This window comes from Nonomuraea sp. NPDC051191, from assembly GCF_044455665.1.
Classification (GTDB): domain Bacteria; phylum Actinomycetota; class Actinomycetes; order Streptosporangiales; family Streptosporangiaceae; genus Nonomuraea.
Genome location: NZ_JBITEZ010000027.1, coordinates 24,814 through 46,345 on the forward strand (window position 1 = coordinate 24,814; position 21,532 = coordinate 46,345).

Annotated in this window: 21 protein-coding genes; 12 read left to right on the forward strand and 9 right to left on the reverse strand. The window is 71.5% G+C overall.

Annotation, left to right across the window (positions count from 1 at the left end; all coding sequences use genetic code 11):
- The first annotated feature begins 6 nt into the window (after nucleotides 1–6).
- From rpsD to truA, 4 genes are all read left to right on the forward strand, one after another.
- Nucleotides 7–633: a 30S ribosomal protein S4 gene (gene rpsD / locus ACIA8R_RS48350; RefSeq protein ID WP_352327498.1), complete on the forward strand. Its 627-nt coding sequence runs from the start codon at nucleotides 7–9 to the stop codon at nucleotides 631–633.
- 105 nt (nucleotides 634–738) lie between these two features.
- The gene (locus tag ACIA8R_RS48355) at nucleotides 739–1,755 is read left to right on the forward strand and encodes a DNA-directed RNA polymerase subunit alpha (protein ID WP_043623495.1); all 1,017 of its coding nucleotides are present in this window, start codon (nucleotides 739–741) and stop codon (nucleotides 1,753–1,755) included.
- A gap of 160 nt (nucleotides 1,756–1,915) precedes the next feature.
- Nucleotides 1,916–2,461, forward strand: coding sequence for a 50S ribosomal protein L17 (gene rplQ / locus ACIA8R_RS48360; protein ID WP_397044661.1), 546 nt, complete (start codon nucleotides 1,916–1,918; stop codon nucleotides 2,459–2,461).
- A gap of 80 nt (nucleotides 2,462–2,541) precedes the next feature.
- A complete protein-coding gene (gene truA, locus ACIA8R_RS48365) occupies nucleotides 2,542–3,420 on the forward strand; it encodes a tRNA pseudouridine(38-40) synthase TruA (RefSeq protein WP_397044663.1) in 879 nt (292 codons plus the stop codon).
- On the opposite strand, the gene ACIA8R_RS48370 is transcribed toward truA, so the two are convergent.
- The 3 genes from ACIA8R_RS48370 to ACIA8R_RS48380 form a co-directional block, all read right to left on the reverse strand.
- Entirely contained in the window at nucleotides 3,385–5,430 is a 2,046-nt protein-coding gene (locus tag ACIA8R_RS48370) for a hypothetical protein (RefSeq protein WP_397044665.1), read from the reverse strand. The two genes, truA and ACIA8R_RS48370, sit on opposite strands and share 36 nt — an antisense overlap.
- A 1,396-nt stretch (nucleotides 5,431–6,826) precedes the next feature.
- Nucleotides 6,827–7,813: a hypothetical protein gene (locus ACIA8R_RS48375; protein WP_397044667.1), complete on the reverse strand. Its 987-nt coding sequence runs from the start codon at nucleotides 7,811–7,813 to the stop codon at nucleotides 6,827–6,829.
- A gap of 54 nt (nucleotides 7,814–7,867) precedes the next feature.
- Complete coding sequence (locus ACIA8R_RS48380) at nucleotides 7,868–8,632, reverse strand: CAP domain-containing protein (protein WP_364085765.1); 765 nt, start codon at nucleotides 8,630–8,632, stop codon at nucleotides 7,868–7,870.
- Between the two features lie 322 nt (nucleotides 8,633–8,954).
- On the opposite strand from ACIA8R_RS48380, the gene rplM reads away from it, so the two are divergent.
- Genes rplM through glmM form a run of 3 tightly spaced genes read left to right on the forward strand, consistent with a single transcriptional unit; the run spans nucleotide 8,955 to nucleotide 11,297 of the window.
- Nucleotides 8,955–9,398 carry a 50S ribosomal protein L13 gene (gene rplM / locus ACIA8R_RS48385; protein WP_125644641.1) on the forward strand — a complete coding sequence of 148 codons (444 nt, stop codon included), beginning with the start codon at nucleotides 8,955–8,957 and terminating at the stop codon, nucleotides 9,396–9,398.
- Nucleotides 9,399–9,424: 26 nt separating this feature from the next.
- Entirely contained in the window at nucleotides 9,425–9,946 is a 522-nt protein-coding gene (gene rpsI / locus ACIA8R_RS48390; protein WP_125644639.1) for a 30S ribosomal protein S9, read from the forward strand.
- Between the two features lies 1 nt (nucleotide 9,947).
- Nucleotides 9,948–11,297: a phosphoglucosamine mutase gene (gene glmM / locus ACIA8R_RS48395; RefSeq protein ID WP_357705895.1), complete on the forward strand. Its 1,350-nt coding sequence runs from the start codon at nucleotides 9,948–9,950 to the stop codon at nucleotides 11,295–11,297.
- Between the two features lie 45 nt (nucleotides 11,298–11,342).
- Here the strand turns inward: glmM and ACIA8R_RS48400 are convergent, their stop codons facing one another.
- From ACIA8R_RS48400 to ACIA8R_RS48420, 5 genes are read right to left on the reverse strand one after another with little or no spacing between them, the layout of a single operon-like run.
- A complete protein-coding gene (locus tag ACIA8R_RS48400; RefSeq protein WP_364085770.1) occupies nucleotides 11,343–12,059 on the reverse strand; it encodes an ABC transporter permease in 717 nt (238 codons plus the stop codon).
- Nucleotides 12,060–12,974: an ABC transporter ATP-binding protein gene (locus ACIA8R_RS48405; protein ID WP_364085775.1), complete on the reverse strand. Its 915-nt coding sequence runs from the start codon at nucleotides 12,972–12,974 to the stop codon at nucleotides 12,060–12,062.
- Nucleotides 12,971–13,825, reverse strand: coding sequence for an ABC transporter permease (locus ACIA8R_RS48410; protein WP_357705892.1), 855 nt, complete (start codon nucleotides 13,823–13,825; stop codon nucleotides 12,971–12,973). The genes ACIA8R_RS48405 and ACIA8R_RS48410 overlap by 4 nt, the downstream gene beginning before the upstream one ends.
- The gene (locus tag ACIA8R_RS48415) at nucleotides 13,818–14,726 is read right to left on the reverse strand and encodes an ABC transporter ATP-binding protein (RefSeq protein ID WP_357705891.1); all 909 of its coding nucleotides are present in this window, start codon (nucleotides 14,724–14,726) and stop codon (nucleotides 13,818–13,820) included. The genes ACIA8R_RS48410 and ACIA8R_RS48415 overlap by 8 nt, the downstream gene beginning before the upstream one ends.
- A gap of 40 nt (nucleotides 14,727–14,766) precedes the next feature.
- Nucleotides 14,767–15,693, reverse strand: coding sequence for a DUF389 domain-containing protein (locus tag ACIA8R_RS48420; RefSeq protein WP_397044671.1), 927 nt, complete (start codon nucleotides 15,691–15,693; stop codon nucleotides 14,767–14,769).
- A gap of 63 nt (nucleotides 15,694–15,756) precedes the next feature.
- Here ACIA8R_RS48420 and ACIA8R_RS48425 point away from each other — a divergent pair, with 63 nt between their 5' ends.
- The gene (locus ACIA8R_RS48425) at nucleotides 15,757–15,891 is read left to right on the forward strand and encodes a hypothetical protein (RefSeq protein WP_357705889.1); all 135 of its coding nucleotides are present in this window, start codon (nucleotides 15,757–15,759) and stop codon (nucleotides 15,889–15,891) included.
- Here ACIA8R_RS48425 and coaA read toward each other — a convergent pair.
- Entirely contained in the window at nucleotides 15,863–16,765 is a 903-nt protein-coding gene (gene coaA / locus ACIA8R_RS48430) for a type I pantothenate kinase (RefSeq protein WP_357705919.1), read from the reverse strand. The genes ACIA8R_RS48425 and coaA overlap by 29 nt on opposite strands.
- Nucleotides 16,766–16,969: 204 nt before the next feature.
- Between coaA and ACIA8R_RS48435 the strand changes: the two genes are divergently transcribed.
- The 4 genes from ACIA8R_RS48435 (at nucleotide 16,970) to alr (ending at nucleotide 21,515) form a co-directional block, all read left to right on the forward strand.
- Nucleotides 16,970–18,373, forward strand: coding sequence for a PhoX family protein (locus ACIA8R_RS48435; RefSeq protein WP_397044673.1), 1,404 nt, complete (start codon nucleotides 16,970–16,972; stop codon nucleotides 18,371–18,373).
- A gap of 13 nt (nucleotides 18,374–18,386) precedes the next feature.
- Complete coding sequence (locus ACIA8R_RS48440) at nucleotides 18,387–18,737, forward strand: holo-ACP synthase (protein ID WP_357705887.1); 351 nt, start codon at nucleotides 18,387–18,389, stop codon at nucleotides 18,735–18,737.
- Nucleotides 18,738–18,850: 113 nt separating this feature from the next.
- A complete protein-coding gene (locus tag ACIA8R_RS48445; RefSeq protein ID WP_397044675.1) occupies nucleotides 18,851–20,305 on the forward strand; it encodes an NAD(P)H-hydrate dehydratase in 1,455 nt (484 codons plus the stop codon).
- 61 nt (nucleotides 20,306–20,366) lie between these two features.
- Complete coding sequence (gene alr / locus ACIA8R_RS48450) at nucleotides 20,367–21,515, forward strand: alanine racemase (protein ID WP_397044745.1); 1,149 nt, start codon at nucleotides 20,367–20,369, stop codon at nucleotides 21,513–21,515.
- Nucleotides 21,516–21,532 lie beyond the last annotated feature (17 nt).

A 21,532-nucleotide genomic window follows, 5' to 3' on the forward strand; every position in this document is an offset into this window, starting at 1 on the left:
TGAGAAATGGCTCGTTACACGGGCGCGGACTGCAAGCTCTGCCGTCGCGAGAAGACCAAGCTCTTCCTCAAGGGCAGCAAGTGCGAGTCCGCCAAGTGCCCCATCGAGATCCGTCCTTACCCGCCGGGTGAGCACGGCCGCGGACGCCCCAAGGAGTCCGAGTACCAGCTTCAGCTTCGCGAGAAGCAGAAGACCCGTCGTATCTACGGCGTCCTCGAGAAGCAGTTCCGCAACTACTACGAGGAGGCCGCGGGCAAGAGCGGCAAGTCGGGTGAGGTGCTGCTCCAGATCCTGGAGAGCCGTCTCGACAACGTCGTCTACCGCGCCGGCTTCGCCCAGTCGCGTGACGCCGCCCGCCAGCAGGTGCGCCACGGCCACATCCTGGTGAACGGCAAGAAGGTCGACATCCCGTCGTACCGCGTTCGCGAGCACGACATCATCGAGGTCCGCGAGACCAAGCGCAACCTGCTGCCGTACGAGGTCGCTCGGGCGACCGCGGGCGAGCGCACGGTTCCCGCGTGGCTCGGCGTCGTGCCGGAGAAGCTCCGCGTCCTGGTCCACCAGCTGCCGGTTCGCCAGCAGATCGACACCCAGGTCCAAGAGCAGCTCATCGTCGAGTACTACTCCAAGTAGTCACTGACGTCCTAGTTCGGGTGCGGATTTCCGTGCCCGAACTAGACTGTTTATCGGAGTGGCGTCATATAGCGGGCGCCACACGACAAGGGGAGAACCCACACCATGCTGATCGCTCAGCGTCCGACTCTTCTCGAAGAGTCGATCGACGAGACCCGGTCCCGGTTCGTCATCGAGCCGCTGGAGCCGGGCTTCGGCTACACCATCGGCAACTCGCTGCGCCGCACGCTGCTGTCGTCCATCCCGGGCGCGGCCGTGACGAGCATCCGCATCGAGGGCGTGCTGCACGAGTTCTCGACCGTTCCCGGGGTCAAGGAAGACGTCACCGACATCATCCTGAACCTCAAGGAGCTGGTCGTCTCCTCCGAGCATGACGAGCCGGTCGTGATGTACCTGCGCAAGCAGGGCCCCGGTGAGGTCACCGCCGCCGACATCGCGCCGCCGGCCGGTGTCGAGGTGCACAACCCCGAGCTGCGCATCGCCACGCTCAACGGCAAGGCGAAGCTGGAGATGGAGCTGACCGTCGAGCGCGGTCGCGGCTACGTCTCCGCCGCCCAGAACAAGCAGCCGGGCCAGGAGATCGGGCGCATCCCGATCGACTCGATCTACTCCCCGGTGCTCAAGGTCACCTACAAGGTCGAGGCGACCCGAGTCGAGCAGCGCACCGACTTCGACCGTCTCATCCTCGACGTCGAGACCAAGCCCGCCATGAAGCCCCGCGACGCGGTGGCCTCGGCCGGCAAGACCCTCGTCGAGCTCTTCGGCCTGGCCCGTGAGCTCAACGTCGAGGCCGAGGGCATCGACATCGGCCCGTCGCCGACCGACGCCGCCCTGGCCGCCGACCTGGCGCTGCCGATCGAGGAGCTGAACCTGACCGTTCGCTCCTACAACTGCCTCAAGCGCGAGGGCATCCACACCGTGGGTGAGCTCGTCGCCCGCAGCGAGCAGGACCTTCTCGACATAAGGAACTTCGGGGCCAAGTCGATCGAAGAGGTCAAGCAGAAGCTGCACGAGATGTCGCTGGCGCTCAAGGACTCCCCGCCCGGGTTCGACCCGAGCGCGGTGGCCGGCGGCGGCTACGACGACGACGACAGCGCGTACGTCGAGACCGAGCAGTACTGAGCTTCGTGCGGAGACCCCGTCTCCGCACGTGCCCCGCACGCGCCGAGTGGTCCGACCGCTCGGCGCGTGACGAACGTAACGGCCCAGTCGCCATGATTGCGGCCGGCCCGACTCCGGTACCTGGTACGGCCGGGGCGGGTTAACCCAAGAGGAGAAAGCAATGCCCAAGCCCACCAAGGGTGCACGTCTTGGCGGCAGCCCGGCGCACGAGCGGCTGATCCTGGCGAACCTCGCCACGGACCTGTTCCGCCACGGCAAGATCCGCACGACGGTGACCAAGGCCAAGCGCCTTCGTCCGCTGGCGGAGCGCCTGATCACCAAGGCGAAGAAGGGCGACATCCACAACCGTCGCCAGGTCCTGACCGTGGTCAGGGACAAGGGCGTGGTTCACCACCTGTTCACCGAGATCGCGGTGACGTTCGCCGAGCGTCCGGGTGGTTACACCCGGATCACCAAGATCGGCGCGCGTAAGGGCGACAACGCTCCGATGGCCGTCATCGAGCTGGTGTCCGAGCCGCTGAACGGTGTCACCACCCGCCGCGCCGAGGCGCCGGCCGCCGCTGCCGCTCCGGCTCCGGCCGCCGAGGAGACCGAGGTCGCCGAGACCGAGGCCCCCAAGGCTCCTGAGGCCGCCGCCGAGGAGACCCCGGCTGCCGCTGAGGAGACCCCGGCCGCCGAGGCCGAGGCGAAGAAGGACGAGGCCTGATCTCTCAGGCTGGTTGAATCGGGCCCGGATCCCCCTCGCGGGGGTCCGGGCCCTTTTCCGTGAACGTGAAAGGGACGATCGTGCTACGGCTCCGCCTGGATCTGGCATACGACGGGACCGACTTCTCCGGATGGGCCAGGCAGCCCGGTCGCCGTACCGTCCAGGGTGAGATCGAGCTGGTGCTCACCAGGATCCTGCGCCTGGCCGAGCCCGCCGCGCTGACCGTGGCGGGGCGCACTGACGCGGGCGTGCACGCGCGCGGGCAGGTGGCGCACGTGGACGTGCCGGTCGCATCGTTGGCCGAGCTCGACGGCAACCGCGGGCCCCTGGAGCTCGATGAGCGGCTCTCTGCGCTCGTCCGGCGGCTGGGTGGGATTCTGCCCTTGGATGTACGCGTTCATCGGGTCTCGGTGGCTCCTGAGGGCTTTGACGCCCGGTTCTCCGCAATGTTCCGGCGGTACGCGTACCGGGTGTGCGACACGGCCGGCGGGGCCGATCCGCTGCGACGGCACGAGGTGGTCTGGCACAGCCGTCCGCTGGACCTCGACGCCATGAACGAGGCCGCCCGGCGGCTGGTGGGCGAGCACGACTTCGCGGCGTTCTGCAAGAAGCGCGAGGGCGCCACGACGATCAGGGAGCTGCAACGCCTGGAGTGGACGCGCGAGGCGGACGGCGTGCTGGTGGCCGCCGTCGTGGCGGACGCGTTCTGCCACTCGATGGTCCGCGCGCTGGTCGGCTCCCTGCTGGCCGCCGGCGACGGGCGCCGGCCGGTGGAGTGGCCCGGCCAGGTGCTGACGCGGGCCGTACGGGACTCCGGGGTGCACGTCGCGCCCGCCCACGGGCTGTGCCTGGAGGAGGTGGGCTACCCGGCGGCGGACGAACTCGCCGCGCGGGCAGCCGCCACGCGGCGGGTCCGCACGCTCTCAGCCCTTGGTGACGCGGCGCTCCAGGACGAGTGAGGTCTGGTCCCTGAACGCCCCGCTGACCTTGGCCAGCGTCTTGTCCTTGGCGTCCGGGGTGTGGCCGTCGACGTGGGTGGCGTAGCTGAAGACGATGTACCTGCCCCACACCAGGCCGGCCGCGTAGCCGCCGGCGATGGACACCCGCTCGCCCCCGCTTCCCTTCGCGCCGGGCAGCGCGCGGAACCAGATGTTGCGCGAGAGGTTCTTGGCCTGGTCGGTCAGGGTGGCGTCCTCCTTGGTCGGCAGCACCGCGATGCCGGTGGTCACGGCCCAGCGGCGCTTGCTGTCGACGTAGGTGGCGCGGATGATCCGGCTGCACTTCCGCTCGCTCAGCGCGTCGGCGAACGCGCCGGTCGCCGCCTTGTCGCAGCTCGTCTCCGTGTCGGTCTTGACCCTGGTGAACGTCACGCCGGCCGCCGAGACCTTCTTCTTCGGGAACGCCTCCGTCAGGGACATCTTCTTCGGGTCCGTCTCCTCCGAGTTCAGCATCGACGAGCCCGGGACGTCGGCGGGCGGGCTGCTGGACAGCTCCGTGCTGGGCGGCAACGTGGGCGGGGTGGGGCGGGGACCCGCGGTCGTGGCGGCCGGCGGGGCGGTGTTCAGGGCGCGGTAGGCGAAGAAGCCGCCGGTCGCGACGCCTGCCAGGGCCAGGGCGCCGAGGGTGACGAGCAGGGCCCGCTTGCTCTTGCCCCGGGCGGGGGGCGGCGGGGGCGGGATCTGGAACGGGGGTTGCCTGAACGCGCCGGGTGGGAAGGTGGGGGTGCCGGCGGGCGGGGTGGGGAGGTCCAGGGCGGTGCTGGGCCTCTTGCTCCACAGGTCCTGGTTGAAGGGCAGGTCGGGGAGTTGGTCCGTGGCGGGTGTCTCGTCCGGGCGCTGGTCTGATGGACGCTCGTCGTCGGCGGGCCGGTCCGCTGAGGCCGATTCGGCTGGGTGCCTGGGCTCGGGGTGGGGGTCCGCCGGGCGTGCGCCTTCTGGGCGCGTCGTCGGGGTGTGGCCGGACGTGCGGTGGTTCGCCTCCTCGCGGCCGTCCTCCGTGTGGACCTCCTCCGGGAGCCTCTCCTCGGCGGGGGGCACGGGGGTCGCGGGGGGCCATACGGGCACGTCGCCGGGCTCCGGGGGGCGTCCCGTCGGGTTGGTGGGGTGGGGCTCGACGTAGTGGGCCGTCCGCATGGGGCCCGTGGGTTCCTCGCGGGGGTCGGACGCGCGCATGCCCTGCGGCGGGGTGTCCTGGGCCGTCGGGTCGTCCCCGTGGGGAGGGGCGGGCGCGGCGTGCTGCTGGACGGCGGCCGCGGCCTCGCGCTTGGCGGCCTCGGGGTCGAAGTAGTGGGCCGCTTTGGGAATCCCGCCGGGGCGGGTGGCATCGGGGTCGTACGACCCTGCGCCCCCGCCGCCGAACGGTTCTGCGTCGGAACCGCCGTACGACGCGGGGTCCGGCGCGTACGGCGCCGGGTCCGGGCTGTACGGCGTGGCGTCCGGGCTGTACGGCGGGGTGTCGGGTTTGTGGGGTGCCGGGTTTGTGTGGGGCGCGGGGTTGCGGCCGGGCAGTGTGGCGTCGGGGTCGCGGGGGAACGCGGGCTCGGCGGCGTGCCGGTCGCCGGGCGCGCCGGTGGCGGCGGTGCCGATGGTGTCGGCCCCGGCGGCCGACGGGCTGGTCGGTGCATCGACGGGGTGGGCGGTCGGTGTACCGGTCGGCGGGGTGTGGCCACTGGGTGTGCCGGATAGTGGCGTGTGGCCACCGGGCGTGCCGGTTGGTGGGGTGGGGGGTCGGTTGGGGTGCTGGTCGGCTGCCGTCGGGTCCGCGGGGTGGCCGGTCGGGGTGGTGGGGAAGCGGGCGGTGGGTTCGCCCGTGGCCGGGTCGTCGTTGTCCGGCTCGGCCACCAGTTCGCCCGTGGCGGCGGGCCAGGGGGGCATGACGTCCGGGTCGGCGACCGGGGCGGGCCACACCTGCAGGCCCGCGGCGGCGGCCGTGAACGCCGGTGGCGGCTCCCACGGCGGCGCGCCGGGCACGACCGGCTTGGCGGGCCAGCCGGGAGGGTCCTCCTCCGGGGTGGCGGCCCACTGCGCGGGGGCGGCGGACCAGGAGGCGTCGTCCTCAGGCTGGGGACCCCAGGTGGCTTCGGCGGCGTTTCTGGGCGTCCAGGCGGCTTCGTCGGACGCGCTGGGAGCCCACTCGGGCGTGTCGGACGTGCGAGGAGGCCACGCAGGCGCGTCGGAGGCGGGGGGAGGCCAGGCGGGCGCGTCGGCGGGCCCGGCGTTCCGGCCGGGCGTGTCGGAGGGCCCGGCGCTTCGGCCGGTCTCGTTGGACGCCCTGGGGCCCCATGCTGCCTGGTCTGGGGTTCCGGGCCCTCGGCCGGTCTCCTCGGGAGGGGCGGGTGCCCATGCGGGTTGGCCTGGAGCTCCGTCGGTTCGTCCGGTGTCGTGCGGGGTTCCGGGGGCCCGTGCGGCCTGGCCGGGGGTGGCGGGAGTTCGCCCAGGTTGGTCGGGGGGGACCCACGCGGGTTGGCTGGGCGCTCCAGGTGCGCGCCCCGGGGCTGTGGGCGGCTGCTCAGGGGTCCAGCCGGACTCAGGGGAGGCGCCGGGGGGCCAGCCGGTCTCGTGGGAGGTGCCCGGGGTCCAGCCGGGTCGGTCGGACGATCGGGGCGGCCCTGTGGGGTCCTCGGGAATGTGGGGAGCCCAGGCGGGTCTCGTGGGGGCGTCGATGGCCCAGTCAGGGGCACCGGCGGGGGCACCGGCGGGGTCGGAGATGCCGGCGGGGGCGCCAAGGGGGCCGGACGCCGCGGTGGGCGCACCGGTGAACGTACCGGGGGCGTCGGCGAACGTGCCGGGGGCGTTGGAGCCAGGGGTAGGCGTGGCTGGAGTTCCGGGGGCCCAGGTGGGGGCGTCCCCTCTGTGTGGGGGGCGGCGGGAGGCGGTGATGGTCTCTTCGTCGGGACCGGAGGCGGTGGGCCCCGGTGTGCCGGACGGGCCGCCCGTGACGGGGCCGGAGGGGGCGCCGGTTCCGTAGGGGGGCTTGGTGGGGGCGGAAGAGGGGGCGGGGTCGGGGGCGTCGTCGGCGAACCAGTCGTAGGGGGCCGAGTCGTCGCCGGCCACCTCCCACGGTTGTACGCCGGCGGACGACTCGGCGGGCTCCGGTGGGGTGCCACGCGGAACCCGCGTCTCGTCGCCGGTCGGCTCGTCGGACGGGGTGATAGCCGACGGAACGCCGCCCCCGATGCGGCCGAAACTCGGCGGTGGCATCGGTGATGCGGTCGTACGGTCGGCTTCCCTGCGATCGTGCTCAGACCCGGGTTCCTGGCCACGCATAGGGCGAGCCTAGCGAGAGTAGCGAGATCGTTATGTCGGTATGGGGGTTCCCAACGGGAACCGCCGTCCCCTTTGAGGGGTTATCGACCGTGATGCCGGTTCAGCTGAGCGCGCTCCCCGTCATCGACCGGCTGTCCAGAGCCTTGAAGACCGTCGCGTCGGTGAGGTCCTTGATGGCCTCGAAGATACGCTTCGATCCCTTCTTGTCCGGCTTGCTGCCGTCCTTGTTCTGGAACCACACCATGATCGCGTAGTGGCCGTGGGTCGAGATCTTGGCGCCGCCGCTGCCCGAGCCGAGCATCTTGGTGACGCTGTCCTTGCCGGCCAGCGGCTTGACGTAGTTGCTCGCGTCGCCGACCTTGGCCACCTTGGTGGCGGTGCCGCTCGTCTTGAGGTTGGCCACGCCGATCGTGCCGATCACCTTGCCGGCCTTGTCACGGAAGCTGGCCCGCAGGAACTGGGTGCACTTGCCGGACTTGAGGGCCTTCTGGAGCTTGTCGCCCAGGGCGCCGTCGGTGCACTTCTTGTCCTTGCTGGTGACCGTCATCTCGTAGCCGCGCCCCGAGACGGTGAACTTCTTCGCCGACCCGAAGATCTCCTTGACCGTGATCGGGTCGGGGTCGGTCTTGCGGTCGGCCGCGAAGCCGTACTTGCCGGGCGGGGCCGACGGGAGCGGCGCGGAGGTACGGGTGGGCGCGCCGGCCTCGGCCGTGCTGGGGCTGCCGGCGTTCCACATCATCGCCAGGCCGCCGCCGAGCAGGCCCAGCAGCAGGACGCCGCCGATCGCGAACCACAGCGGGGCGCGTGAGCGCCGGCCCTCGTCGTAGGGGCTCCAGCCGACCCTGCTCTGCTGCGCCTGCGTCGGCTGCCCGGAGTCCGGCGACTGGGCGGACTGCCCGGCCGGCGGCGTCGGCCCGTTCAGCGGCGGCTGTCCGGGCTGCCCGGTCGGCGGCTGCTGCTGTTGGGCCGGTGTGAACGGAGACTGCCCGAACGAGGACTGCGCGTACGGCGGGGCCTGCGGTGACTGCTGAGTGGTCTCGGCCCCGGCGGCGCGGTCTCTACGCGAACGGCGGGGACCGCTGTCCATGCCACGTTCCTCATTGCCGTTGGAAACCATGCGGAGACATTACCGTGATGTTCGTCATCGGGTCCCGAAGTCCTGGGTCCACCATGGGCCGTCCGGTCCGGAGGCGACGCCGACGCCGATGGCCTTGAGAGTGCAGTCCAGGATGTTCCTGCGGTGGTCGCGGCTATCCAGCCAGCCGCGTACGGCCTGCTCGGCAGTGCTGTAACCGTTGCCGATGTTCTCGGCGGCGCCCCAGTGGTAGCCGGCGCGGTCCATGCGGTCCCAGGGGGAGGCGCCGTCGGGGGAGTTGTGGGCGAGCTGCCCGGTACGCGCCATCTCCAGCGAGTGCTGGCGCGCCGAGCGTGCGAGCCTGCCGTCCACGCGCAGCGGGCCGCAGCCGTGCTCGGCGCGGGCGGCGTTGGTGAGCGTGATGACCCGGGCGGCCATGCCGGGGATCACCTTGGCCTGGTCGTCGCCGCCGCCGGTGAACACCTGGGTGGGGTCGCCCTTGGCGTCGAAGCCCGCGATCTGCCCTTCCGGGGTCTTCGTGGGCTTGGGGGTGGATCTGCCGCGCGGGGTCCTGACCGTGGTGGCCTGCCGCGGGATGCGGTCCAGCTCGGGCCGGGCCTTCTGCGCCGTGGTGGGGGCGGGGCGCGCGGTGGCCGCGGCGGGCGGGGCGGTCTCGTTGAGGTAGATGTGCGCGGTGGGCTCGACGTCGTCGGACAGCCGGCCGAGCAGCACGCCCGTGAACAACGCGGCCATCAGGCAGGTCAGCACGCCCAGGCTGTTCCGGCGCCGCGCGCCCCGCTGGGTTTGCCGGGTGTGAGAGTTCCGCCACATACCGCAGCTAACGATAGAGATGTCGGGTACCGGGAAAGAAGGGATGCCAGGGAAACGAAATGGAACCGTTCTGTCGTCGGGTAGACTCGTGCAGGGTTACCGGTCTTTTGACCTGCGCGCCTTCAGGCGGGTAACCTAATCGTTCGTTGTGTGCATAGGTCCAGCGTGACCGATGCGCGGCGCGTCCGGCGTCATCTCCCATCATCAAGCCCATCGGGCTCGGGAGACGGAAGGTCCGGGCTGCCGTGTGCCCGCACCGACCGACCCATGTAGCTGTCGCATCCGACAGCGCCGAAGACGCGAGCAAAAGAAGGCTACGACCGTGCGCACGTACTCACCGAAGCCCGCCGACGTCCAGCGTCAGTGGTACGTCATCGACGCGACCGATGTCGTGCTGGGCCGGCTGGCCAGCCACGTCGCGAACCTGCTCCGCGGCAAGCACAAGCCGATCTTCGCGAACCACGTCGACACCGGTGACTTCGTCATCGTCATCAACGCCGACAAGATCGCGCTGAGCGGTAACAAGCGTGAGCAGAAGAAGGCGTACCGTCACTCGGGCTACCCGGGCGGTCTGCGTTCCGTCACCTATGGCGAGCTCATGGACAAGCGGCCGGAGAAGGCCGTCGAGAAGGCCGTCAAGGGCATGCTGCCGAAGAACTCCCTCGGCCGGAAGATGGCCAAGAAGCTGAAGGTCTACGCGGGTACCGACCACCCGCACCAGGCCCAGCAGCCGGTGCAGTTCCAGATCACCCAGATCGCCCAGTAGTAGTTCGAAAGAGTTAGAGGAGAACCGTGGCTGAGCCCACCGGTGTCGAGACGGTCGTCGAGACCGAGCTGGAGGAATTCTCCGGCGAGGACTTCCCGTCCGAGTACACCACCGAGTCCGCTGCCAGCGCTGACGCGCCCGTGCGCAAGCCCGTCACCACGGGTAACTCGTACGGCACCGGTCGCCGCAAGGAGGCGATCGCCCGCGTGCGCATCGTCCCCGGCACCGGCAAGTGGACGATCAACGGTCGTTCGCTGGACGTCTACTTCCCCAACAAGGTCCACCAGCAGATCGTCAACGAGCCCTTCGTGGTGCTCGGTGCCGAAGAGGCGTTCGACGTCATCGCGCGCATCGACGGCGGCGGCGTCACCGGCCAGGCCGGCGCGCTGCGCATGGGCCTGTCCCGCGCCCTGGCGATCCTGGACGTCGACGTCAACCGGCCGCCGCTGAAGAAGGCCGGCTTCCTCACCCGTGACGCCCGCGCCACGGAGCGGAAGAAGTACGGCCTCAAGAAGGCCCGCAAGGCTCCGCAGTACAGCAAGCGCTAAATTGGCGCGCCTTTTCGGCACCGACGGGGTACGTGGGGTCGCTGGTCGCGACCTCACGGCCGAGCTGGCCATGGATCTGTCCGTGGCGGCCGCCCACGTACTCGGTGATGCGGGCGCGTTCGCGGCCACGGGGCGTCGTCCCGTGGCCGTCGTGGGCCGGGACCCGCGAGCCTCCGGGGAGTTCCTGGAGGCCGCAGTGGTCGCCGGCCTCGCGGCGTCTGGAGTGGATGTGCTGCGCCTCGGCGTGCTGCCCACCCCGGCCGTCGCCCATCTCACCGCCGCTCTCGGCGCCGACCTCGGCGTCATGCTGTCCGCCTCGCACAACGCGGCGCCGGACAACGGGATCAAGTTCCTGGCCAGGGGCGGCTTCAAGCTGTCCGACGTGGTCGAGGACGAGATCGAGCGCCGGCTCGGTGAGAACTGGTCCTTCCCCGTCGGTTCGGGGGTCGGGCGCGTACGCGACGCGTACGGCGAGGCCGACCGCTACATCTCGCACGTCCTGACCACGATGACCGCCGCGCTCGACGGCCTGCACATCGTGGTCGACTGCGCGCACGGCGCCGCCCACATGGTCGCGCCTGAGGCGCTGGTGCGTGCGGGCGCCCGGGTCGAGGCCATCGGCGCCAGGCCCGACGGGCTCAACATCAACGCCGGGCACGGCTCCACCCACCTGGACAAGCTCCAGCAGGTGGTCGTGTCCAGGGGCGCCGACCTGGGCGTGGCCTACGACGGCGACGCCGACCGCTGCCTGGCGGTCGACCACACGGGCACGGTCGTCGACGGCGACCAGATCATGGCGGTGCTCGCCGCCGCCATGCACGGCGACGGCCAGCTGGCCAAGGACACCGTGGTCGCGACCGTCATGTCCAACCTGGGCTTCAAGCTGGCGATGCGCGAGACCGGCATCACCGTGATCGAGACCGCGGTCGGCGACCGTTACGTCCTCGAACGCATGAAGTCCGAGGGGTTCAACCTGGGCGGCGAGCAGTCCGGCCACGTCATCCTGCTCGACCACGCCACCACGGGCGACGGCCTGCTCACCTCGCTGCACCTGCTGGGCGTGGTGGCCAAGTCGGGCGTCCCGCTGAAGGAGCTGGCCTCGGTGATGACCCCGCTGCCGCAGATCCTGATCAACGTCAAGGACGTCGACAAGGGCAAGGCGTCGGTGCCCGAGCTCATCGCCGCCGTGGCCGAGGCCGAGGCGGAGCTGGGGGAGACCGGCCGGGTCCTGATCCGGCCGAGCGGCACCGAGCCCATGATCCGGGTGATGGTGGAGGCCGCCTCCGAGGAGCACGCCAACCAGGTGGCCGGTCGCCTGGCCGACGTGGTCCGTACGGCCTGCGCCTCCTGACGCGCGCCTGGGCGGGTACGGCGTCGCGCCGTACCCGCCGGGCCGCTACTCGTCGCCGGTGAGGGCGAACACCCGCAGCCTGCGGCCGGCCCAGAAGACCGCGCCCACGGTCACGATGACGAGCGCCGGGACGGCGAAGCCCATCGTGACGGTCGACTGCAGGAACGGCGAGTCGGAGATCTGGTCGGCGATGGTCCTGGCCCACTCCTGGACCGAGAACTTGCCCGCCCCTGGCATCAGGGTGACCACGGTGACCTCCCAGACGAGGGCGTAGATGACGCCGATCGTGACCGCGTGCTTGGTCACGACCCCGAGGAGCAGGAAGAGCGCGGCGTAGGCGATGCCGGCGACCAGGGCGCCGAGGGCGAAACCGGTCGCGATGCCGTCCTCGCCGCCCACCAGGATCCAGGCCGCCACGTACGTCGGCAGGGCCCCGAACACGGCCATGAGCGAGGCCGCCACCCCGAACTTGGTCAGCGCGATCACGGGCCTGGAGATGGGCTTGGACATCAGGTGGATGACGGTGCCGTCGTCGATCTCCGGCGCGATGACGCCGGTGCCCGCGATGACTCCCAGCAGCGGCAGCATCGCCTGGACGGCGAACTTCTGCATCAGGTCCACGGCCAGTTTCTGGTCGGTGCCGGTCGCCACACGCAGCAGCACGGCCAGGGCGATCAGGGCCAGCGGGAGCAGCAGGAGCAGGATGATGCGGCGACGCCCGAGCAGTGAGCGGTACGTGATGCCCGCGACCACGGTGTTCATTCAGGTGCTCCTGTTGATCAGGTAGGCGAAGACGCTCTCCAGGTCCTCGTCGGCGGGGGAGACCTGGTGCAGGCGCACACCCTCGTCGCGGGCGACGCGTGGGAGCAGCCGGGCGAATCGCCGCAACTCGGTCGCCTGGACCTCCAGGCCGTCCGGGCGGAGCGTGATGCCGCCGGCCGACTCGTCGCGGATCAGGGCCGCGGCGAGCTTCCGGTCGTCGCTGGACCGGATGACGAACAGGTGGGGCCGGTCGGTCATCAGGCGCCTGATCTCGCGGAAGTTGCCCGAGGCCGCGTGCCGACCGGACACCAGGACCTCGATGTGCTGGGCGACCCGCTCGACCTCCTCCAGGATGTGCGAGCTGAACAGGATTGTCTTGCCCGCGGTGCCCATGGCGCGGATGAGGTCCATCAGGTGCAGGCGCTGGCGCGGGTCCATGCCGTTGAACGGCTCGTCGAGCAGCAGCACGGCCGGGTCGTGGACGAGGGCGGCGGCCACCTTGACCCGCTGGCGCATGCCCTTGGAGTACGTCTCCACCCGGCGGTCCTTCGGCTCCTCCATCTCGACCGTGGCCAGGGCCTTGCGGGCGGCCTCGACGGGGTCGGGGAGGCCGTGCAGGCGGGCGGCGGACAGGACGAACTGCCAGCCGGTGAGGAAGCCGTACACACCCTCGCGTTCCGGGACCAGGCCGATATTTCGGTAGATGTGGTGGTTCTTCCAGACCTGGGTGCCGTCCAGCGTGACCGAGCCGCCGGACGGCGCCAGGAACCCGGCCATCATGTGCAGCAACGTCGACTTGCCGGCGCCGTTGGGCCCGAGCAGGCCGGTGACGCCGGGGCCGATCGTCATGGTCACGTCGTTGACCGCCACCACGTTGCCGTACCAGCGGGACACCTGGGAGAGCTCGATCCTCATCGCGAGGCCGCCTTCCTGTAGCGCAGCGCGAGAGCGGCCAGGCCGACGCCGATCAGCACCACCAGGATCGCCGCCGAGGCGGGACCGCTGGGGTAGGGGCCATCGGCGTGGGACGGGGTGCCGAACAGCCACGACTGCACGGAGTCGACCAGCCAGAACGGGTTCATCAACCAGGCCCAGGCGGCCCCCGACTCGTTCCCGGTGCTGATCATCGTCCCGTAGAGCAGCGGCACCGACGCCGAGCTCAGCAGGTAGACCGTGATCACCGAGGCCACCCCCAGCCCGCGCCGCGGCGTGAACGAGGCGAGGGCCAGACCGAACGCCGACAGCAGCAGCGCCAGCACCAGCGCCATGAGCAGCGCGCCGAGGTACTCGCCGGTGGCGGGCGGCCCGGGCAGGTCGACGACCAGCTCGCCGATCCACAGCAGCGTCAGCGGCCCGCCGACCAGCAGGAAGAGCGCGGCGGTCATCGCGATCACCTTGGCGGCGACGTACTGGAAGACCGAGATCGGCCGGGACAGGTACAGGGGCAGCACGCGGTGGCGCAGATCGGGGGCGACGACCGTGGGGGCCTGGGAGGCCAGGAAGATGGCCACCACGGCCTGCAGGAGGACCGCGAATCCGCTGTAGGGGATGCCGCGCTGCTGGGCCAGCGCCATGAGCGCGATCGACACCACCATGGGCAGCAGCATGATGACGACCAGCGCGAACGGCACGATCTTGCTGCGCGCCGGACGGCCGAGGCCGAAGATGCCGCGCAGGCTGTGGACGGTGAGCGCGCGGGTGGCGTACGCGCCGCCCATGCGGGGGCCGTCGTAGTGCCGGTAGCCGATGTCGTAGATCTCAGACACTGGCCGTCTCCTCCCTGAAGACGTCCTCGATGCGGTGGCGTCCCTGTTCGAGGCGGATGAGGCACAGGTCGAGGTCGACGGCGGCGTCGCGGATGGCGTCGTAGGTCTCGGGGCCGAGCACCTTGACCACCAGCAGGCGGCCCTGCTGGGAGACGGTCTGGCCGGTCTCGGTCAGCCGCCGGGCCAGCGGCTCCAGGCCGTCCTCGACCTCGACCGTGACCGTCTGGGTGGCCTGGGTGAACTCCGAGATCGCCGACGAGCGCAGCAGGCGGCCGCCGTCGATGACGATGACGTGGTCGCAGACGCGTTCCAGCTCGCCCAGCAGGTGGGAGGTGACCAGCACGCTGATGCCGAACTCGGTGCCGATGCGCCTGATCAGCGTCAGCATCTCGTCGCGGCCGCGCGGGTCGAGCCCGTTGGTGGGCTCGTCGAGGAAGACGAGCTTGGGGTCGTGCACGAGGGCCTGGGCCAGTTTGACCCGTTGCTTCATGCCGGTGGAATAGCCGCCGATCGGGCGGTAGCGCTCTTCGGCCAGGCCCACGTGGCGCAGCACGTCGGCGGCGCGCTCGCGGGCGGCCGTACGCGGCAGCCCGGAGATCCTGGCGAGGTGGACGACCAGCTCGGTCGCGGAGACGTCGGGAGGGAGGCATTCGTGCTCGGGCATGTAGCCGACGAGCCGGCGGATCTCGGCGCCCTGCGCGGTCACGTCGAGGTCGAGCACCCGCGCGGCGCCCTGGCTGGGCGGCAGCAGGCCGAGCAGCATCTTGATCAGTGTCGACTTGCCCGCGCCGTTCGCCCCCACCAGACCGGTGACGCCGGATCCCACGGTCACCGTGAGCCCGTCGACCGCGGTGACGGTGGGGAAGCGTTTGGTCAGCCCCTCGGTGGCGAGGATGTGCATGTGGCGGACCCTACCCGTCGCGAGGTGGGCGTGGCCTCGTTCACACGGATGAACGCTGTCCTACTTGAGGCCAGAATTTCCGCTGGACCATGAGCGTGGCCGTGCCCGAGATGATCATGCCGAGGATGTTCACCGCGAGCTGCGAGACCGACCCCGCGACCTCGGCCCAGTCGCCGAGCCCCAGCGCGACGGCGAGGTAGCCGGCCGCCGGGACCGTGGTGACCGAGATGAACACGCCGATCAGCGCCGAGGACTTGCCCGCCGTCACCGACAGGACGCCCGCCGCCCCCGCCAGCAGCGCCACGATGAACGACCATTTGTCGGGCTTGACGATGAACTGCACCTCGGCGTTCGCCTTCAGGTTGCCGATGTCGATCCAGCCGAACCACTTGGAGACGAGCGCGCAGGCGAAGGTGACGGCGATGGCGGCCGTGAAGCCGATGACCAGCGTCCGGAGGGCGGTGGTGATCAGACGTCCGCGCCGGCCCAGCAGGCCGAAGCAGATGGCGGCGATCGCGCCGAACTCCGGGCCGAGCACCATCGCGCCGACGATCAGGATGGGCGAGTTCTGCAGCACGCCGATGCCCGCGAGCTGCGTCGCGATGGCCAGGAAGGCCAGGTAGGCCCAGGTGATGCGGGACTCGCTGGAGACCTTGTGGGCCAGCTCCTCCCACACCACCGCGTCGTCGGGATCGCCGGGAGCCTCCTCGACCGCCGCCGTGGCCGCCCTGGACAGCGACAGGTCCACCTGCTCGATGGCGATCGAGCCGACGTCCTCCAGCCACTTGAGCCGGCTGATCACCTCGTTGGCCGCCTCGCGGGCGGAGTCGCAGAGGACGACGTCGCCCGCCGGCTCGCGGGCGGCGCCCGGCAGGACGACGATGTTGGTGACGCCCGTGCACTCCTGAAGCAGCTCGACGGCCTCGTCGGTGCGGTCGGGAGGGATGATCAGTCGCAGATGCAGCACTCCGCCATTGTTGTCCATCGGACATTGACGTCGCGTTGACCGGCGTACGCGAGGCTGCCTCACATGATTCGCTTCAGATGCCACGATCATGGTGAGGACTGCTGGTTCGCCGACATTGACGACCAGGAGTGCGCGGGCCGGTTCGCCGCCTACGTCTTCGACGAGGTGTTCAGGTCCGGCGAAGCCGTACCCGCCTGACCGCGTGGTCGGCGCCCTTCTTCAGGACGAGATCGGCCCGGCCCCTGGTGGGGGCGATGTTCTCGACCAGGTTGCGCTCGTTGATGTCGCGCCACACGTTGACCGCGAACTCCGTGGCCTGCTCGTAGGTGAGCTCGGCGATGTACTTGAAGTAGGACTTGGGGTCCTCGAAGGCGGTGCGGCGCAGCTTGTGGAAGCGTTCGACGTACCAGGTGCGGATGTCCTCGACCTTGGCGTCCACGTAGATGGAGAAGTCGAAGTAGTCGTTGACGGCCAGGGACGTGGGCGGGGCGGGCTGGAGGACGTTCAGGCCCTCGATGATCAAGATGTCTGGATTTTTCACGACCTGGCGGGCGCCGGGGACGATGTCGTACTCCAGATGGCTGTAGACGGGCGCGTACACCTCGGGGGCGCCCGCCTTGACCTCCGCCACGAACCTGACCAGCGCGCGCCGGTCGTAGCTCTCCGGGAAGCCCTTGCGCTGCATGATGCCCTTGGCCTCCAGCACCGCGTTGGGGTAGAGGAAGCTGTCGGTGGTGATCAACTCCACGTGCGGGTGCTCGGGCCAGCGGGCCAGCAGGGTGTGCAGGAGCCGCGCCGTGGTCGACTTGCCGACCGCGACGCTGCCGGCGATGCCCAGGATGTACGGGAGGCGCGTCCCCGCGTCCCCGAGGAAGGCGCTCAGCACGCTGCTGCGCTGCTTGGACCCGGTGAAGTGCAGGTTCAGCAGCCGGGTCAGGGGGAGGTAGATGTCGGTGACCTCGGTCAGGTCGATGGGGTCATCGACGCCGCGAAGGTCCTCCAGCTCGTCTGCGGTGAGAGTCAAGGGCGTGTTCTTGCGGAGCTCGCTCCACTGCTCCCTGCTCAGTTCCACGTAGCCGTTGTTCACCTAGGCAGCGTAGCGATGGGGGACAAATGCGATCATGGGCGGGTGCGGCGCGGCGGTCGTCCACAGCCTGTGGATAAAAACGTGGGATTACCAAAGCATGATTCCGGGAAGGAAGAGCGGTTCTGACGATCCGGGCATGCCGGAACCGGCAGGCGGCTACCGTTCCGGACGTATCCTCCGGGAGGTCTTGTGGATCGTCGCCGCTTCCTCGCCGGCGTGGTCGCCGTCGCCGGGCCCTTCGCCGGGGTCGCCTGCGCCGGGGCCCGCGGCGGCGTCCGTCCCGCGGCCGGCTACGGGCCGCTGAAGCCGGTCGCCGACCTGCGCGACGGCAAGGTACGCCTGCACCTCCCCGACGGTTTCCGCTACCGCTCGTTCAGCGCCGCGGGCGAGACGTTCTCCGACGGGACCACGGTCCCCGGCCGGCACGACGGCATGGCGGCCTTCGCCGGTCCCAAGGGCGGCACGATCCTCGTACGCAACCACGAGGTCGCCGGCCCGGTCGGCGCGTTCGGCGACAAGGACGCCGCCTACGACCCCATGGCGGGCGGCGGCACCTCGACCCTGCATGTCACCGGCCACGGCGAGGTGCTCAGGAGCGGCCCCTCGCTCAACGGCACCATGATGAACTGCTCCGGCGGCCCGATGCCCTGGCGGGCCTGGGTGAGCTGCGAGGAGACGGTCAACGGCCCCGACGTGGGCAACGACCCGTCCGGCGGCGACAACAGCAGGCTCACGCGCCGGCACGGCTACCTGTTCGAGGTGCCGGTCGACGGGGTCGCGAGCGCGCGACCGATCAGGTCGGCCGGCCGCTTCCCGCACGAGTCGGCCGCCTTCGACCCCTCCACCGGCGCCGTCTACCTCACCGAGGACAACTTCTCCTTCCCCTCCGGCTTCTACCGTTACCTGCCGCCCAGGCACCCGATGCGGGAGGGCCGGCTGCTCGACGGCGGCAGGCTCCAGATGCTCGCCGTCGACGGGGTGAAGCGCGCCGACCTGTCGCGCGGGCAGCGGGCGGGGGCCTCCTACGCCACGCGCTGGGTGGACATCGACGACCCCGACCCGCGCTTCACCGGCAGGCCGCCGTACGAGGAGGCGGTCCAGGCGGTGGGGCGGCAGGGGCGCGCGGAGGGCGCGGCGATCTTCGCCAGGCTGGAGGGCGCGGTGTTCCACCAGGGCGTCGTGTACTTCGTCTCCACCCAGGGCGGGGCGACCGCGCCGGGTGACCCGCCGCCTTCCGGGTTCGGCGACGGGCGGGGGCAGGTGTGGGCGTACGAGACGTGGAGCGGGCGGCTCAGGCTCGTCCACGAGTCGCCGCGCTCGTCGGTGCTCGACCTGCCCGACAACGTGACCGTCAGCCGGCGCGGCACGCTGGTGCTCTGCGAGGACGGCGACGGCGACAACTACCTGCGCGGCCTCACCAGGACGGGCGAGATCTTCGACTTCTGCCGCCTCCACCCGATCCCGGACGATCCGGGCGCCGAGTTCGCCGGCTCGACGTTCGGGCCGGGCGGGCTGACGCTCTTCGTGAACGTCCAGGCCAAGCGGGGGCGCTCGTTCGCCATCTGGGGGCCGTGGGAACGCGGCCTGTTCTGAGTAGCCTGGGACGATGATCCTGGGTATCGGAGTGGACATCGTCGACATCGCCCGCTTCGAGGCGGCTCTCGAACGTACACCGCAGCTGCGTGAGCGGCTGTTCACCGACATCGAGCGGCCCCTGCCGACGCATTCGCTGGCCGCCAGGTTCGCCGCCAAGGAGGCGGTGGCCAAGGCGCTCGGCGCGCCCAGGGGGCTCGGTCACCTGGAGGCCGAGGTGCGCTGCGACGAGCTGGGCAAGCCGGAGCTGCACGTGTCGGGCAAGGTCGCCGACGTGGCGTACGGCCTCGGGGTCAAGCGCTGGCACCTGTCGCTCAGCCATGACGGGGGCGTCGCCGTGGCCTACGTGATCGCGGAGGGATAACTTCGGATCATGCGCGCGAGGCAGTGCCGTCCCGTGGAGGAGCGGCGGGAGCGAAGCGACCGGAGCGGGGGAAGGCGGCACATGGCGGCCGGGCAGCCGAACGGGGTGAGGCCATGAAGACCGCCTACACCGCCGACCAGATCCGGGGCGCCGAGCGCACGCTGATGGCGCGCCTGCCCGAGGGCGCCCTCATGCAGCGGGCCGCCCACGGCCTGGCCGCCGCCTGCGCCGACCTGCTGGGCCGGGTGTACGGCGCCCGCGTCGTGCTCCTGGTCGGCAGCGGCGACAACGGCGGCGACGCCCTCTACGCCGGCGAACGCCTGGCCCGCCGGGGAGCCCGGGTGGCGGCGGTCCTGGCCGGCTCAAGGACGCACGAGGCCGGCCTGCGCGCCTTCCTGCGCGCCGGAGGCCGCGTCGCCGGCCAGGACGCCGTCGCGGACGCCGACCTGATCGTGGACGGGCTGGTCGGCATCGGCGCCACGGGCGCGCTGCGCGAGCCGTACGCCCGGCTGGCCGAGGAGGCGAACGCGGCCCACGGCACCATCGTCGCGGTCGACGTGCCGAGCGGCGTCGAGGCGAGCACCGGGCAGGTCGCGGGCGCGGCGGTGCGGGCGCGGGTCACGGTGACGATGGGGGCGTACAAGACGGGCCTGCTGGTCGATCCCGGGGCCGCGCACACGGGCAGGGTCGAGCTGGTCGACATCGGGCTGGGCCCCTTCCTGCCCGATCCGGACGTGGCGGCGCCGACCCGCGCGGACGTGGAGGACCTGCTGCCCAGGCCCGGCAACGAGTCCGACAAATACCGCAGAGGCGTGCTCGGGGTGGCCGCGGGCAGCGACCTGTACACCGGCGCGGCCGTGCTGGCCGTGGGTGGCGCGCTGCGGGCGGGCGCGGGCATGGTCCGCTACGCGGGCACCCACGAGCCGGTCCAGCAGGTGCGCGCGCACTGGCCGGAAGCGGTGATCACCCCGCTCGACCGGCCGTCCATCGAGGACGTCGGCCGCGTCCAGGCGTGGCTGCTCGGCCCGGGGCTCGGCACCGGCGACTGGGCGCACGAGCTGGCCGCCCGCGTGCTGGCCTCCGACGTCCCCGTGCTGATCGACGCCGACGGGCTCACGCTGGTGGCCCGCGACCGGTCGTTGCTGCGCAGGCGGGCGCCCGTGCTGATCACGCCGCACGCGGGCGAGCTGTCGCGGCTGATCGGCGTGAGCCGCGAGGACATCGAGGCCGCCCGGCTGGAGCACGCCCGCCGGGCCGCCGCCGAGCTGGGCGTGACCGTGCTGCTCAAGGGCTCGACCACGGTGGTGGCCGAGGAGGCCAGGCCGGTCCGCGTCAACGAGACCGGCACGTCCTGGCTGGCCACCGGGGGCACCGGCGACGTGCTGTCGGGCGTGGCGGGCGCGCTGCTGGCCCAGGGGCTGTGCTGTTACGACGCGGGCTCCGTCGGCGCGTACGTGCACGGGCTGGCCGGACGGCTGGCCGCCCGCGGCGCCCCGCTCACCGCCGCCGGGGTGGCGGCGGCCGTCCCGGAGGCGATCCGCTCCGTCCACGGCGAACCCCGCCCCTGAGCGGCGCGAACCGCGCTCGACCACCCGTCCGAGCTGACACACTGGAGAGATGTACTCCTCGATGGCCACCCCCGCCGAGGCGCGGGTCGACCTGTCCGCGATCAGGCACAACGTGGCCCTGCTGAAGGAGCGGGCGGGCGGCGCCGAGCTGATGGGGGCCGTCAAGGCCGACGCCTACGGCCACGGGCTGGTGCCCTCGGCCAGGGCCGTCCTTGAGGGCGGCGCGTCCAGGCTGGGCACGGCGTTCGTCGCCGAGGCGCTGGCGCTGCGCGAAGGCGGCGTCACCGCGCCCGTCCTGGCCTGGCTGATCACCCCCGGCGAGCCCCTCGACCGGGCCGTCGCGGAGGACATCGAGCTGTCGGCGGCCCACGAGGGCGTGCTCGGCGAGATCGCCGCCGCCGCCCGCCTCGCGGGCCGCCCGGCCAAGGTCCACCTGGAGGCCGACACCGGCATGTGCAGGGGCGGCGCGCCCCTGGCCACCTGGCCGGGCCTGCTGAGCAGGGCGCTGGAGCTGCGGGCCGAGGGCGTCGTCGAGATCGTCGGCCTGTGGTCCCACTTCGCCTGCGCCGACGTCCCCGGCCATCCGTCGGTCGGTCAGCAGGTGGAGGCGTACGAGAGCGCGCTGAAGCTGGCCGAGCAGGCGGGGGCCGCCGGGTCGTCGGTGATCAGGCACCTGTCCAACTCGGCCGCCGTCCTGACCCTGCCCGCCGCCCGCTTCGACCTGGTCAGGCCGGGCATCGCCATGTACGGCCTGAGCCCCGTGCCGGAGCTGGGCGACTTCGGGCTGCGTCCGGCCATGACCCTGACGGCCAGGATCGCGCTCGTCAAGCGGGTCCCGGAGGAATCGGGGGTCTCCTACGGCCACCTCTATGTCACCGACCGCGAGACCACCCTCGGCCTCGTGCCGCTCGGCTACGCCGACGGCATACTCCGGCACGCGACGGGAAGAGCCGAGGTGCTGGCGGGCGGGCGCCGCCGGACGGTGGCGGGCCGGGTGTGCATGGACCAGTTCGTGATCGACGTCGGCGACGACCCCTTGTCGCCGGGCGACGAGGTCGTGCTGTTCGGTCCCGGCGACGGGGGCGAGCCGACCGCCCAGGAATGGGCGGATACCCTCGGCACGATCACGCATGAGATCGTGACCAGGATCGGTTCCCGGGTGCCACGGGTCCACCAGCATGTGACGACGAGCACTCCGGAGCGGCCATGAGCGGAGAAGGATCGGGG

Coding starts and splice junctions, on each gene's coding strand:
- rpsD (WP_352327498.1), top strand. CDS start 7: ATGGCTCGTTACACGGGCGCGGACTGCAAGCTCTGCCGTCGCGAGAAG.
- ACIA8R_RS48355 (WP_043623495.1), top strand. CDS start 739: ATGCTGATCGCTCAGCGTCCGACTCTTCTCGAAGAGTCGATCGACGAG.
- rplQ (WP_397044661.1), top strand. CDS start 1,916: ATGCCCAAGCCCACCAAGGGTGCACGTCTTGGCGGCAGCCCGGCGCAC.
- ACIA8R_RS48375 (WP_397044667.1), bottom strand. CDS start 7,813: ATGGACAGCGGTCCCCGCCGTTCGCGTAGAGACCGCGCCGCCGGGGCC.
- ACIA8R_RS48380 (WP_364085765.1), bottom strand. CDS start 8,632: ATGTGGCGGAACTCTCACACCCGGCAAACCCAGCGGGGCGCGCGGCGC.
- ACIA8R_RS48400 (WP_364085770.1), bottom strand. CDS start 12,059: ATGAACACCGTGGTCGCGGGCATCACGTACCGCTCACTGCTCGGGCGT.
- ACIA8R_RS48405 (WP_364085775.1), bottom strand. CDS start 12,974: ATGAGGATCGAGCTCTCCCAGGTGTCCCGCTGGTACGGCAACGTGGTG.
- ACIA8R_RS48415 (WP_357705891.1), bottom strand. CDS start 14,726: ATGCACATCCTCGCCACCGAGGGGCTGACCAAACGCTTCCCCACCGTC.
- ACIA8R_RS48425 (WP_357705889.1), top strand. CDS start 15,757: ATGATTCGCTTCAGATGCCACGATCATGGTGAGGACTGCTGGTTCGCC.
- ACIA8R_RS48440 (WP_357705887.1), top strand. CDS start 18,387: ATGATCCTGGGTATCGGAGTGGACATCGTCGACATCGCCCGCTTCGAG.
- ACIA8R_RS48445 (WP_397044675.1), top strand. CDS start 18,851: ATGAAGACCGCCTACACCGCCGACCAGATCCGGGGCGCCGAGCGCACG.
- alr (WP_397044745.1), top strand. CDS start 20,367: ATGGCCACCCCCGCCGAGGCGCGGGTCGACCTGTCCGCGATCAGGCAC.